The following is a 14,198-nucleotide window of genomic DNA, read 5'->3' as shown; positions in this document are numbered from 1 at the left end:
TCGAATCCTACGTGTACTCCGACGGGGTACTGACTTCCCCTATTTGCGGCAATTATGGCATCGAAGAGCGGCTCGAACTCTCGGAAGACTTGGCAGCTCCACAGGCCGCTCTCGCCTTGGGCAAACAAAAACGCGCGAATCGGTCTCATCGGTCTAAGAAGATTTCTCCGCGGCAACGCTCATGAGGGACGCGACATCGAGGAAGCCCCCCTTGAAGCGCTCCTGCAGCTCCTTGATCCCCCAATCGGCTAGGCGTTCGGAGTAGGCATACACACCTTGTCCTTCGAGATTCACCAGCATGCGGATGGCTGCAGCGATCTCGCCGGTCGGATCCAGCGTAGAGACGGCAATGAAATTCCGGTTTTCCGTTGAAAGTTCTCCCGGCGTGGCACCCATCGAAAGAGCCAAGGCAATGCCGAGTCGGTACCCGTCGGTCATCTCTGCTAAGTACCCGTCCTCTTTTAATTGGGTGAGAATCGTGTGTCCCTTGTTGCTCAGGCGCACTTGCGTACGCTCTGATGCAGTTGCAGCAATTACGTCGATCATTGATTGATCCTTTCGATGCGCGAGTGCCTCAGGCTGACTTCTTTGATTTCATATACGCAGCCGACTTTTGATTTCAGCTGGGCCAGGTCGGTAGCCTTGTCAACTTCGCCCTCATGCACAAACAAAACCAGTTGGGCGGTTGTGGTGGGCAAGTAGGCCAAGATGTTCGCGCGATGCTTCTTGTCCAATCGCCCAAACGGCGTATCCATGACAACAGGGCCTGCAGCGCGCCCAGCGTGCGCCAACCCATCGATAAGCGAAAGCGCAACGATCTGTTCTGCGCCCGCGCTTCGGATTGGCACCTCCTGAGCACGCTCGTCCAAGATTGTCAGGCCGTAGTTGCCGTTGATGCGCAGGCCTGAATATTGGCTTTGGGTGGTCAGTTTGCGGAACGCTCGGCTGGCCAGCATCTCCACCGATGCCTTGAGGTCGTCGCGCAGTTGGTCAATGCTTCGCGAATAAACCTTCTCCAACGCCGAAGCAAGCTTGACCAAGCGAGAGCTTTTGGCAGCACGGGCCTTAGGCAGGCTTTCCAAGATTTTGGAGATCATTGCCAACTCGCGCTGGAATGCAGTGAGCTTTTCTTGACTAGCATTGATCTCTCCGGTGATACGGGAGGATTCCTTGATAAGGCCATCGCGAAGGAATCGCTTTCGGGCGATCTCGGCTGTATCTTGATCCTTGATCACCTCATTGAGTTGTTCAACCTCGTTGTCCAACCTTGTCAACTCAACACTCAAACGGTTGACCTCGCGATCGATGAACGCAATTTGTCTCGCCTCAGTGGGGTTCAATAGCTTGTCTAAGGACTGCATGTCGCTTGAGAGCTTAGAAATGAGATCTGTGTCCACGTTGAATCCCAGCAGATCGGCCTGAAGCTGACCCAGCTCTTCGCCTGCCGCGACGCGCTCTTTCTCATGCAGGGCCTGCCCGCAAGCGTGACAAGTCGCAGATTTGACCGCGCCTTGCATCTGGGCAATCCTGGTCTCCACCTTGGCGCGGGCAAACATTTGGGAGGTGACCGCTGAAAGCGCGTCCTGTATGTGCTCCCGCTTAAGCGTTAGAAGTGGTCGAAGCACTTCTTTCCATGCGTCCCTCACAAGCCCAAGCCTTTGCTGCTGCAACTCGTCTTGACGTGTCGTGGCTTTGTCGCGGGTCGCAATGACGTCGTCGAGCTTTTGCTTTGCTTGATAAAAGGCCTCAACTTTTGCCAGATCGTCGTCAAGTTCTTCTCTATCTGCATTGACCTTCTTTAAGCGATCCTGCTGGCTCTTGATGTCCTTTTCGATTGACTCAATCTGCGTTTGGTAGTGCCGCTGCTTCTCGGCTTGAGATTCGAATCCACCCATCTTTTGAAGATCCGCGGTCTGCTGCTTTTGAGCTGCCTTCAAGATAGTTTGGGCATCGTCGCGCCCACGTATCAAAGTGGGGACACCCAAGACCTGTTCGATTGCCTCTTTGATCAACTTGCTTTGCTCGCTGCCGTCGATCAACAGTTGCTCGTACTCGTCCAGCAACTCGCCATCGAAGAGGAAGAAGCGCGAGGTTTGCTCTGGCGCGAATCGATTAATCTCGGCGTCAATCAGGTGGTCCCCAAGCGGAATGTCGTCCTTCCGCATCGCACGCTCCATGAGCAAATCCTCGGAGCGTGCTGGCTTCGACACTAAGGCACGCTTCGTCGCCGTGCGCCTCATCTCGTAGCGATGCCCGTCATCTTCAAACGTGACTACCACTTCCATCGACCAGTCGCCCTCCATGGTCGCTTCAGAATTTATCAAGTCGAAGAGGCCAATTTCGCGGGAGTGTCGCCCCACGGCCTTGCCATAGAAAACCCAGCGTAGCGCGTTGAGCAGGCTCGTCTTGCCGCGCATATTGTCGCCAAAGACCAGCATCACATTGCGGTCCTTATCGGTTGGGAAAGAGAGGGACATCTTCCCTCGGTAGGGCATGAAGTTCGTGGTCGAAAGTGTTTGCAGGATCATTTCGCGTCGTCCTTGTCGACCATGACATCCAATAGGGATTTCAGCTCCTGCATAGAAAGCTCGCGGATGTCATCGCGGTCGAACTGGTGCCTGCGTTGGATCGCCATGGATTTGTGAAGCAACTCTGTGGAGAGCGATGGATCAACCTCCGCCGCCGCTTTGAGCAAGGCCGCAAGAGCCATATCGTTGTCGTCTGTCATTCTTCGTCCTGATCCTCTTCAATGGCAGCTTGGCCTTCGGGTGAGGGGTCGATCCCCATATCGAGGGCAATACGGCGCAGTTCGGCGCCGGCCCCTTTGTTCAGCGCCGAGTCAGCAAACTCCAGCGCGCGTACCATTTCCGCCTTCAGGAGCGAGATCTGTTCGCTCTCACTTTGAGGGTCCACAGGCACCACGATCGCGTCGTGGATAACCGCCAAATCCTTGCCGACTGATTTACGCAGCACTCGCCCACGGCGCTGGATGAACTGCCTGGGGTTTTGGCTCGATGCCAAGATGAACGCGTGGCTCACTGCCGGGATGTCCACCCCTTCATCCAAGCACTTTATCGAAACCAGCACGCCACCGAACTTCTTGAACCAAGCGAGGGATTCCGCTTTTTCTCCAGACATGTTCGAGTGGTATTCGAGCGGTCGGAGACCTTCGTCCCGAAGCTTGGAGAGCATTTCATCGAGCTGCCCCGAGTCCTCGCAATACACCAGCCAACTCTGTCCTTCCTGGAATTCCTTCTTGATCACTCCTGCGGCCAAACCGGTCTTCACTCTGGCCTTTTTTGCGATCCGCGATCGCTGTATCAACAACATCTTGGCCTTGTCCGTCAGCCCCCCGCTACCATTCGCCTTTTTGGCTTTGCTCAGTTCAAAACTGATCTGCTTCGTGAGTTTTTTCCAAAGCTCGGACTCGTCTTCGTTCAGGTGGACCGCATGGGGAAAATACTCGTAATTGACCAAGCGCCCTGCCGCGATCGCATCCTGCAGAGTAATCGGCGGAGGAATGACCGGTCCGAAGCGGTCGAGGATTCTCTGGGTGCCCTCGGGGTCGCCGTAGCGAATGGGCGTCGCCGAGAGGCCCAAGCTCGCGCCAGATTGAATTGCAAGTGCGAGTGAGTTCTTGGGGCTGCCGATCTGGTGAATCTCGTCGGCTACGATCAGGAGATGAGCTCCTTGGGCAAGGCCGTTGATGAACGCGTCGGTCGACGCCGACTGCATGGTGGCGATAACCACTCGGTTCATGCCAAGCCCGTGACTTGTGTGCGACCGCAGGCGGCCGCGCTCCTTCCACTTGACGTGCCCGCCGCCTACCATCAGCACGGAAACGTCCGGTATTTCCTCTAGGATTTCCTTTTTCCATTGCTCGTGCAGCAATTGGCTCGGCACCAATACGATCACCGGCTCTCCTGTGCCCAAATGCTTCTTCATCGCCTCGATGGCGGTGAAAGTCTTCCCGCTGCCGGTGGCGTGCTCGAAGACTCCGCGCCGGCCCGCCTTCTCCCACGCGCATATTGCGGTGGCTTGATGTGGCAGGAGCCTACGGCGCCTTGAGCCGGTCGCATCGTGCGAGGCGATTTCCGGGTCGTCCAGTCCGGGAGCGGCAACAGTCAAAAGCTTTCGCCGTTGGGCCTCGGGAAATTCAATCGTGTCCACACCCGGCGTTTCGCCCTTCCACAATAGGTCAAAAATCTTCTGGTGCGATTGGACTCGGACTTCATCTGCAGGCAGCCAACTCCTAAAAACTTCGATGGACTCGTGGTTGCCCGCGGCGTGCCAAGCGCTCCATGTCTCGTTTGCCGACCCTAAGAAGCTGACCTGGTGTCCGAAGTCGTCCTTGAAGACGCCAATCTTCTCGTGATAAATGCCATTTCCTCCGCTGCGAATGGCAATTCTTATGTCGAGGGCCCCAAACTTGATGAAGGTGGCTAAGAGCCTTGCACGATGTGCCGCAGCAGGATCCGAAAGCAGAGTATCTATGTCCCGCGAGACCGCTCGCTCCACCATCTTGTCGCGCTGAATGTAGCCCGACGCGATCGCTTCGGCATCCTCGTCAGTGATGGAGGGAGAACAAATGAACCGGGCCTTGCCGCCTCGGCGAGCGAAATCCAAGAAGGGCTGGCCGATGATGGCGAAGATGCTGGAGCGGAAATATCCCACAGCCCGGTCGTACGTCACAGCGACGTCGAGGCAAGGCTTGTAGAAGCCAGTTACAGGATCTCGCTCGCCAGTTCGATAGTGGCCGTCAAGCGCTAGATCCGGGAAGTCGGAGTGGGCCCCGCGGCCAACAGAACTGCTCAGCATAAGTCTGGGAGTGCTTCAGATTCGGAGCGATAGCAGCTTCTGGGACGGCTCACCCTTTAAACCCTCTTTTCGGCCTCGGCCATGATAGCGACAGCTGGCGGATTTTCTTGCGCTGTCTAGCTTAGGTTGGTCGACCGCGTCCTAGTCCTCGTAAGCGTTGGAGAGCCTTCTCTTCGGTATGTAACTGAGTGTTAGATTGTATCGAGGCACAACCTGTGTCGATAGACCACAAGGACCGTTCGCATGAGTAGGGCGCTCGGTGGAAAGGGTGGCGCAGTGCAGAGGCCTCGTTCCAGGCCTGATCGTGCCAGGCAACTGACGTATGGGTTACCCATGGACTTGTCCCCTTTACTTTTTCCCATGGTTGCTCGACGCGAGGGGCGTCGACCAACTGACGGTTAGCTCCCGGCAACCGACCTCTGCAAAAGGCCGCGAGACCTTCCCCGTTAGATACTCGGCCTTCGCGCCGGTACCATGCGGAATTCTCAGGGTCCAGTGCGCGCCGCATTCACCGCAGTTCGCCCAAAATCCATGATCTGATCCGTGAAAGGCCGAAGGGCTGATGCTATGTCCACAAGCACGGCATGTCCCGAGCACATGCGCCAACTTCAGCGACTCGAGCAGTTTCTTTTTTGTGAGTTCGTTGGCAGTACTCCCTCTTACGGCCGCTTCGACCTCGAATTGAACGTCAGGCTTCAGAAGTTCGCAGAATCGAATACCGTGGCCGGCCTTCTGCGCCCTGTCGCCCGCTGCGGCAAAGATCGCTGTCTGGAGATCGGCCGGGAGTGGCGTGACACGGAACGGATATCTGCTCAAGACCTGCTTGAGCAGCCACTTTTCGATAGCCAGTCGGACCCTCTCCACGGAGTAAAACTGTAGCGGATGGAGAACGCTGGCGTCTCCGGAGCCGTCGGCGGTCGCTTCCGAGTCATGGCAGAAGAAGACGTAGTAGTTGTCGCGCTGGTCTGCCCAGTTTAAGCGGCCCTGCCAGCCTGCAACAATCGTCAATTGATCGACTGAAGTTTCTCCGTCGAACAGTTCCAAGTGGCAGCCACCCATCTGGCCCGCAAGCCGCAGTTCCCAAGGGCCAAAAGTTGCCTTCCGGCCCACATCGTCCCATTTGACCAATTCGCTGGCGAACAGAGCCCTTCGAACGAGTAACTCGACGTAGGTGACGTATCGTTCGCCGACTGCCTTCGCCGCTTCGAACTTCTGGTGGGGCGTCTTGACCTCCCGGTCCGCTCCGGCGTGAGCAAGTAGCCAGATCGGCCGAAGGTGCCGATAGTGCGGGTCGTGCTGCAGTATGTTCGTGTTTCTGAGCGCAATGGGGAGGTTCGACTTTCGGGGTATCTGCGTGTAAAGCCCCTTATGCTGCAGCTGCTTGACCTTCCGATGCAGCTTTATCAAAGCTTCATAGGTTTCGTGAGCCCTTGTGCCGGCCTCAGGGTTGTCGACAAAGGACTGGCCCCAGAGAGTGCAGAGGTCCTGTCGCAGCCTGCGATCGAGTTGCTGCGCGTCCGAAAGCAGCTTCGCTTCCTGGTGCTTCTCCAATAGTTGCAATGCGTCATGGATCCGCGCCCGAAGCAGAGTCAGGACACGATCGACCAGTCGCGCAAAGACGACGTTCTCATAGATGGCATGCTCGTCCTCGCTCACAAGAGCTTTGAGCCGCGCGGGAACAATCCCCGTGATCCGCCTGCGACTCCAATCCTGCGAGTTGGAAGCGAGCGCCGTCAGCGCGTCGGGCGCTGGCCGCCTTGCCCGGGAGACTGGCAGCACCTCGACGTCGTAGCGCATGTCCAGCCTTGGCCGTTGTGAAATGGATTGGAGGTGGCCCGCGTCCAGGAGATCCGCCAACAGCCGTTCGAAGTCGAGCAGATCAAAATGCTTTTCGAGCTGTGACGGCATGATGGGAGAGGGCAGTTCGCCGGTCTCGAGCTGGTCCGTCACGGCACCCACGGCTTCGTCGACCAGCGCGTTCGGGGAGACGCCAGCGGGCCAGTTCGCCGCCGGCGCAAAGGTTCTGTCTGCCCTGTCTCCAGTCAACGCGCACTTGACGTTACCGTCGCCCCAGAGGATGTCGCCCTTGTTCATCAAGGCGTGGCCGTTCAGAGTGCACGGCGCCAGAACCTGGAACCGGCCAGGCACCACAATGTCGGGGAGGTCTGCCTCTGCTCCGGAATAACGATCCCACACCTTCATCCACCGCGCTCCAACCTCTGGATGTCCCTTTCAATCGCTTCGAAGCATGAACTAGGGATGCCTCCGAGCTTGCCCTCCTTCCACAGGACCTCCAGTGCATCGTGAACCCGAAGGAGATCGTCCGCGCGCTTGTCGTGCCGTCCTGTGACCTTGCCTTCTCGGAACATCCGTGAGGCGAGCATGTGGTCGAGCGCCAGCGCCTCGGTTCCACCGCATTCGAGCACTACTGGCATGAAGCGGATCATCTGCTGCTCCAGACGATTGCCCCAACCCAGGCCGAAGTCGTCATTCAGGACCCTTGTCAGGCGGCTGGCGTCGATGAACCCAAGCAGCTTCTTCACGTGAGCTTCGTGCATCTTGCGTGCCTGGTCGAATTGATCCATGAGGTTCTCGAATGACCACGTCACACCATTTGTTGGCCGGTCGATCTTCTGGGTAACGGGACCGTGCTTCGGGAGATCTAGGACGAATGCGCGGTCATGGGTCTTGTCTGCGAAGGCGTTCGTGGTTTCGTCGTGATTGGCCGTTCCGATGAACCAGACATTCGACGGTAGGCGGATCAGGCGCCCATCTTTCAACAGCACAGGCGCACCACTGGCGGGCCGAGACTCCATGAGGGTGATGAACCGTTTGTCTTCGGAGACCTCCATTGCGGACAGGAATTCTGCGAAATACTGCTCAGGACGGGAGAGGTTCATCTCGTCCAGCAGAACAACATGCAGCTTGTCTCGTTCCGCCTCGGTCTGAGCGCGATACAGGGCCTGCAGCGTGTCCTTCTCGTAGTAGCGCTTCTCGAATGCGTTGTAGTGGCCGATCAAGTCGGCGCGATCCCGCCATCCGGCTTGCACCGGAACCACCTTGCAGGTAGCTCCAATGGCGGCGCAAAAAGCCGTTGCCAAGCTTGTCTTTCCGGTCCCGCTGATGCCCTGAAAAACGTGCAAGCGGCTCATCGCCAAGCCACCCATAAAGAGCTGCAGTACTTCCCTTGAGAAGTGGAGTTGCTTGCCGCGCTCCGCGTAGGCGATGCGGGCCTGCAAATCGCCAACCAACGCGGAAAGTATCGGCGCCGCCTCAGTGGGAACGCGGAGCGTGAGATCCTTGTCCATTCGCGTTAGCTCGGGGAAGACGGTACCCTCTTTACCTTGGTCGATAAGTTCATCCACCTGCGTCCGGAGTTCCTGTACCGCGCTGCCCAGCAGCGCCTTGTGCTTTTCGAGGACGACGCGCATTGTTTCGGCGTTTTCTCGTTCGGTAACACTGCGCTGCCACTGGTGCTCTTGCTGACGAAGGCCGAAGACTTCACCCCGCGCTGCATCCAGGCTCTGTTGCAATGCGTCGCGTTGCGTTCTGAGTTCCTTCGCGTCGTCTTGAGACTGATTCGATAGCAGTTCCTGTACCTTGCGATCAAGTTGTTTGTTCTGCGCGCGCAGCGATTCACTCTCGTCGAGCAGGCGCTGGGGGTCATCGCCAAAGACTTGTCGAATTGCGTCCACGCCATCAAGTTCGACTTGCTGCTCATCTACCACCTTGCGCAGCCTCTCAATCTCCCGCAAATGTTTGGCGAGGATCGCGCTTTTCTCGTCCAAGAGGGCCTGAGCTTGCAGTCGTGCATCTTCCTGAACGTTTCTTTGCCGTGTTTTGACAACATCCTCCTCAACACGAACTTTTTCCTGCCGGCGTTGGATGGCGACTTCCTGCAGCGCAAGTTCTGTTTCCCTCTGCTGAAGTGACGCGCTATGCTGCTGTGCGAGCGCGACCAAGCGCGCAGACTCCTTGCGAGCCTCATCCATGAGTTCCTGCCGCCGCGCCGCAAGCTCCCCCGGAAGTCGGTCGCGCTGCCTTTCGAAAACGGCGATTTGCTCTTGAAGGATCGCGAGCGACCCCTCCCGTTCCAGCACCAGACCGCCTCGGATCTCGGCCTCCCGCACCGCAAGTTCTTGTTTCGCCGAGACAAGGTCGAGCCGCAGCTTCAACAACTCCTCGCGATCTCTCCCCAAGCTCAGAGATTCCGTTTCGAATCGGGATTGCGCCTCCTCAAACGAGGCTTTTTCAAGCCTTAGCATCTCACGGTCCGCCACGAGCGATGCGCGCTCGCCCGCAAGGGAGGCCTCCTTACTCTTGAATTCATCATGGGCCTCTTTGGCTCTCGTACCAAGGGAATCGAAGACATCTATGAAAGACTGGAACCGGCTTCGATCGCCGTCCGGCAGTTTGTCAAGAAACTCCGTCATGGTGTCTTCGGACCACTCCGGTGCGGGCTCTGCGATAAGTGGTGCAATTTGCGACCCTGACGCAAGGAGCTTCATAACAAGCGCAGATGATGCAGGCGCAGTTGCTGCCGGTTGAGGGATTGATGGTCGTCCCTGTTGATAGTTCTTGGCCTTGCTTTTGCCCATCTTTCTTGGACCTCTTCAAAAGTAATTCGAGAAATTCATGAACCACGCGATCGCGAAGTCCGCCTCTGAAAGGACGTGCCCTCGCTGCAAACGCCTCCCGCTCGCGTGGCTCCCCTTGTTTCGCATGTCGATCAACGTGAACAAACGAACCCACTCCAATTGGGTCTCGTCGAGTTCACGAAGTGGATGGTCGTCGTGGTTATGCGTTGCCAACAAAGACGCGAACAGGAGGGCCTTGAATGCCCGATCGCGATGCTGCGCTGCGAGACGAACGTCGCGAAAATTCTGCCCAGCCAACAACCTTCTGCACTCACTCGGCAACGTCGCGCGGATGGGCACCATGCTTAGCATGTCTTCTGCGGCCTTCCGGTTCAAGCCGTCGCGCGGCCAGACAATATTTCCCACTGGCCAGCGCTCCAGCATCCACTGCGCTACTGCTTCAAGCAAAGACCCGCATTCCTGTATCAAACTTCCCAACTCTTCCTGGGAGGAAGCACCCGTCGCTTCTGTCCTCTCCTTTTGTCGCAGCACCCTCGCCAGGTGCTCCCTTAACAGTGACAGGTGGGGCATGTTTAGCGCAGGCCATTGCGTGAGATGAAATTCCACCTTTCGCTCGATCAGTCCTCTGAGGTCTTCCGCGGTCAACACGGCAGAACCTTTGTCCGGCAACACACTTTCGATGCGCCCAGCCAGCCCCGGAATGGAGGCCAGACCCGCTTGCAACGGCTCGCGCAGCCATCTCGCCACCGAAGTTATCCGCCAAGGATCCGTCACTAGCCAAGGTTGCAGGTCGCCCGGTTTGTGGATGATCTCGCACCACACGTACGCCAACGCGGGCTCGCCTCCGACAATTTCGATGTCGTCGCTCAGAATTTCGGGCACGCCTTCATCGTCACCATCTGCGTGGATCACGTCGCGAAGACCCTTGCGCCACGCCTTCAGGACGTCGGCTTTGTGAGGCAGGCTCACCTTATGCCTTCGCGGCAGCAGGAAGGGCCGAATTTCTCCGCCTCCTTCGCGGCTATTGCGGAACGCTGGGAACTTTTTCGCGCCCATTTCGAGGGGATTAATGTCTGGTAGGTCACGGCTGACGCGCGGGAGCCAGTGCCCAAAGACGCCATCTCTATAGGCGTACTGCAGCGTCAGCGCGCCTTGGCCGTCAATGCCACTGGAAAGGAGATCCTCGCCCGCCGGCGTAATCTTGAATTGCGCGTCGACCCACCCGTTCGGCATGATTTCCTGCGCAATGATGAAGGCGATCAGGTTCTCGTCCAAGCACAGTAGTTTCGCCATCTGTTGACGATCTCGGATTCCTGCCCTCAGCAGGCCGAGAATGCCCTCCTGGAAGACATTGAGGCTACGGTTTGCGTCAGGGGCGAGAATGGTCCACACCTCCACGGGCCATAGCAGCGACGCCTGCTTGGCCTTTGGCAGTTTGTGCTCCCAACGCAGGTATCGCTCACTGGACACGGGCGGCCTCCTTCTCGCATAGATCAAGGAAAGCGCACATCTCCGGTACAGCCTCTCTCGCCGAAGGTCCTGTGAACATGCTTCTATCACCAACAGCGATGAGCAAGCGCCGTTGACGGCTCATTGCTACGTTTAATCGGTTCGCGCTGCGCAGATGGCCGTACTTGCGGCTGGCAAGGCGTTCGAACGCATCCGGGATGTCGTAGTCGGAGCGGACTTCGAGCTTCTGGCCGCTGCTTCTGACGACAGACAAGAACACAACGTCGAATTCCTTGCCCTGAAAAGCGTCAACTGTGCCGACGCGAAGGCGCTCAGGGCATTCCGAGTTCGACGCAATTTCTTCCTTGATATGCCATCCCGCTTGACCTCGCTCAGCGAGCCCGAGTTTGGCAAGTTCTTGAAAGATTTGGTCTCTCTGTGCCGCGTAGAACGTGATCACACCGATGCTCTGGCTAGGCGAAAGCTGCTCCAACAGGCGCTGGACCTCGTGCGCGACGCGTATCGCCTCGGCGGGTCGGACGCGACTGCCGCTCGCAAGTCTTTCGTCGCCTCCGGCTTTGGTAGGAATGTCTACCCATTGGCACACGACGCGACCGTAAAGAGGCACTGTTTCAGGAAAGTCGGCCTCCAACTTACCTGAGTACACCTTGTCAAGACCAGCAGCCTCGTAGAAATGCTTGCTGATGAAATCGCCCAGCGTCGGGTGCATCCGGAACTGCATGTCCAGCATCACGACCCGGGGGATCCCATCGAGGGCTTCACGCACTTTGAACTGCCGCCACAGTCGTTCGAACAAGCTGTGCTGGTAAGTGTCGGCTTGAATCTGCTCGCCGCGCTCGCCGCGGATCTCTTCCTCGATGACTGGGTCCAGGATGTGCGGCAACTGCCGATGGTCGCCGACGAGAACGATCCGCCGTCGAGCCATGGCCATGGGGATAAACAAGTCCAGGGGATTCGCGCGAGCGGCCTCGTCAACGATCACGCTCTGAAACTGGATCTGTTGCACTGCATCGGAGGAGACGTTCTTGAGTTGCGTCATCATGCGGCTCGCCGACTGCTGGCAGGTGGCTCCTACAATGCTGCTGTAGTTCTCCACAGCGCGTCGCACCCACGCTGGCTGCGAGACGAGCGCATCGGCGAACTGCCGCACCACTCCAAACGCACCGGTGCGCGATTTCGCCACTTTGGCCGCGAGTTCGCCTTGAAGCGCTCCGAGCAACCTCCTGGCGTTTTCGTCCAACGTCTTTCGAACCTTGGCTGGGCGGCGATCAGCGCGAAGAAGGTCAAGAAGTGCGTCCCGCACTTCTTTCAGTTCTTCCAACTGCGCCAACGATGGCGCCGATTCGTCTGACATTCTGTTGAGGACGTCGACGTGCGGCTCCGTGCACCACTCCGAGCCCTGCGCCATGCGCAAGACTAGAAGTGCGCGCTGCGTTCCATCGTCGTCGAAAGACTCGGGCAACACGCGCAAGGAGCGGACCGCACGCGTCAATTGTTGTCGCCGGACACTCGACAAGGATCCAGAAGTGCGAGCAAGGGATACCATGCTTTCACGATAGGCATCCCACTGGCTCTGCCAGTCGAGTGAGGGCCGGATACGGGCCACACTTGCGAGTTGATTTAGCAACTCCTGCAGCAGGTCGAACTTCTGTGTGCGGCTATCTGCGGAGGCCCCGGCAATGAGTAGTTCGTTGAGCAAGCGAGTGAGTTCCTCTAGCAGCGTTGCACTGGGTTCCTCTGCTTCCAGGCGAGCGATCTCCGCCGCCACTTTCGCGTGCTGCCTGTGGCGCCATGTGTCCACCGGGTCAGCTGCCTCTTGCCGTCGGGCACCAATTTTCACCGCAGGCAGTCCATACACGTCCGTTCGTCCCAAGGCGTTTTCGACTGCATCGTGCTGGAAGCTCGAGATCAGCACCTGCTGCGCAATCGCATGGCCTTCGTTGAGTTCGGCGAGCCGTCTCTCGAGGGCGGCTATGACCTGCGTTTTACCTGTGCCTGGCGGCCCGATGATCAGCGCCACGTCCGGAGTATTCAAGGCAACCTTGATCGCAAGTTCCTGCTTGACCGTGGCCTTTCCCGCTTTGAAGCTCTGCTTCGCATAGGAAGAGAGCCCTACGAGCATCGACTGTCTTTGCCGGGGCAACGGCATGTCCTGTAGCAAACGGTTCAGAGTCGGAACGCCCAAGCCAGATTCGATCGCACGGCGGGCATTGTCCCGCCGCTCTTGTTGTGTCCGATTGCCGGTCAGCGAGAGGTAGACGAAGCCCGTTGAGGGCGGTGTGAGCCGGTCATCGGTTTTGAGAAGGAGGCCACCGGGAGTGAATTGCGGCCGCGCGCGCACGCGTTTGCGCTTGTCGATCGCACTCAAGTCGGTGTAGTGATCCGACGTCCACTCGGGCGCGGATTCGTCGATTTCGACCTGGTCATCTTCTGTCGAGTGTTCGCGCCAGGCCTCTTTGAGTGCTGCGAGGGACTTCTGTTCGATCGCCAAATTCCAGCCTCCACCCTCTTCACTTATTGGCTGGAAGGATGCATAGCGTACAGCGCTAATGGCAGCGGCACGTGCCACGTCACGCTGCCACTCCTTCTCGCTATAAAGCCGCCAGAGATCCAGGTAAGCGCCGTAGCTGGTGACTGCGCTGTCAAGCAGCGTGCGGTCGAGATGCGGTATGCCGGAAACTAGGTTCGACGCGTCTGCGAAGCCGATCTGCCCTGCCAGCACGGCGATGGGCGCCAGCGACTTTCGCGGTCTGTCAGCTATCCGATCCACGACAATTGGTCCTTCGGCGGAACGCGTGAGGTCCGCTTGGTACCGCCGGCCGTGCAGTTGCAACTTACGGTCGTCGCCTCTGGAGTGGATCACGGCGAAGACGCGTCGCGAGTCTCGCAGGCCATCAGCCAGCACGAATTCCTCGTTCAGCCATGCAATCGCATCAGGAATGCCTGGAAGCGCAATGCGACCCTTCCCATGCAGGTCGTCGGCCACGCGTTGGTCGACGCGCAAGTCCAGGCGATTCAACGGTGTCGCTCTCACTGGCACCATGCACTTGAGCCCGACCTGGTTCGGCTTGGCACGAACCAGAAGCCAGAGGACGTCAGAATTGGCAGCCTGATGCTCCATGCTCCCAGACTGCGGCCCTGTCACGAGCCGCGCCACGCGGTCGCCTTGCCGCATGAGGATGGCGTCTTGCTCAGCCCGCAGGCTAACCTCGTTGTTTATGATCCAGGCCTGAGGGTCAAACGATTTTTCCGCAGGCCGAGCGAGCAGCACCTCAGGCTGCAGTAGGGGAGACTCATGTAGCTGCATTTGGG

At 58.1% G+C, this 14,198-nt stretch carries 8 protein-coding genes; all 8 read right to left on the bottom strand.

What is annotated here, in order from left to right:
• Positions 1 to 153: 153 nt before the first annotated feature.
• Positions 154 to 546 (bottom strand): hypothetical protein, encoded by a 393-nt coding sequence (locus tag HCU76_RS27330; RefSeq protein WP_213956748.1) that lies wholly within the window; start codon positions 544 to 546, stop codon positions 154 to 156.
• Positions 543 to 2,528 (bottom strand): AAA family ATPase, encoded by a 1,986-nt coding sequence (locus HCU76_RS27325; protein WP_213956747.1) that lies wholly within the window; start codon positions 2,526 to 2,528, stop codon positions 543 to 545. Before HCU76_RS27325 ends, HCU76_RS27330 begins: the two co-directional genes overlap by 4 nt.
• On the bottom strand, positions 2,525 to 2,728 hold the full coding sequence (locus HCU76_RS27320; protein WP_213956746.1) for a hypothetical protein: 204 nt from the start codon (positions 2,726 to 2,728) through the stop codon (positions 2,525 to 2,527). The genes HCU76_RS27325 and HCU76_RS27320 overlap by 4 nt, the downstream gene beginning before the upstream one ends.
• On the bottom strand, positions 2,725 to 4,818 hold the full coding sequence (locus HCU76_RS27315; protein WP_213956745.1) for a DEAD/DEAH box helicase family protein: 2,094 nt from the start codon (positions 4,816 to 4,818) through the stop codon (positions 2,725 to 2,727). Before HCU76_RS27315 ends, HCU76_RS27320 begins: the two co-directional genes overlap by 4 nt.
• 348 nt (positions 4,819 to 5,166) lie before the next feature.
• The gene (locus HCU76_RS27310) at positions 5,167 to 7,020 is read right to left on the bottom strand and encodes a hypothetical protein (protein ID WP_213956744.1); all 1,854 of its coding nucleotides are present in this window, start codon (positions 7,018 to 7,020) and stop codon (positions 5,167 to 5,169) included.
• Positions 7,017 to 9,251, bottom strand: coding sequence for an AAA family ATPase (locus tag HCU76_RS27305; RefSeq protein WP_256354496.1), 2,235 nt, complete (start codon positions 9,249 to 9,251; stop codon positions 7,017 to 7,019). Before HCU76_RS27305 ends, HCU76_RS27310 begins: the two co-directional genes overlap by 4 nt.
• A 180-nt stretch (positions 9,252 to 9,431) precedes the next feature.
• Entirely contained in the window at positions 9,432 to 10,886 is a 1,455-nt protein-coding gene (locus HCU76_RS27300) for a hypothetical protein (RefSeq protein WP_213956743.1), read from the bottom strand.
• Entirely contained in the window at positions 10,876 to 14,193 is a 3,318-nt protein-coding gene (locus HCU76_RS27295) for a DEAD/DEAH box helicase (RefSeq protein ID WP_213956742.1), read from the bottom strand. The genes HCU76_RS27300 and HCU76_RS27295 overlap by 11 nt, the downstream gene beginning before the upstream one ends.
• Positions 14,194 to 14,198 lie beyond the last annotated feature (5 nt).

This window comes from Variovorax sp. dw_308, from assembly GCF_019207085.1.
GTDB lineage: Bacteria > Pseudomonadota > Gammaproteobacteria > Burkholderiales > Burkholderiaceae_C > Variovorax.
Note: the sequence above shows the minus strand (reverse complement) of the source record. Positions and strands in the feature narration are given on the sequence as shown.

What these genes read in the sequence shown, in the direction of transcription:
- HCU76_RS27330 (WP_213956748.1), bottom strand. Translation starts at nt 546, where the DNA reads ATGATCGACGTAATTGCTGCAACTGCATCAGAGCGTACGCAAGTGCGC.
- HCU76_RS27325 (WP_213956747.1), bottom strand. Translation starts at nt 2,528, where the DNA reads ATGATCCTGCAAACACTTTCGACCACGAACTTCATGCCCTACCGAGGG.
- HCU76_RS27320 (WP_213956746.1), bottom strand. Translation starts at nt 2,728, where the DNA reads ATGACAGACGACAACGATATGGCTCTTGCGGCCTTGCTCAAAGCGGCG.
- HCU76_RS27315 (WP_213956745.1), bottom strand. Translation starts at nt 4,818, where the DNA reads ATGCTGAGCAGTTCTGTTGGCCGCGGGGCCCACTCCGACTTCCCGGAT.
- HCU76_RS27310 (WP_213956744.1), bottom strand. Translation starts at nt 7,020, where the DNA reads ATGAAGGTGTGGGATCGTTATTCCGGAGCAGAGGCAGACCTCCCCGAC.
- HCU76_RS27305 (WP_256354496.1), bottom strand. Translation starts at nt 9,251, where the DNA reads ATGACGGAGTTTCTTGACAAACTGCCGGACGGCGATCGAAGCCGGTTC.
- HCU76_RS27295 (WP_213956742.1), bottom strand. Translation starts at nt 14,193, where the DNA reads ATGCAGCTACATGAGTCTCCCCTACTGCAGCCTGAGGTGCTGCTCGCT.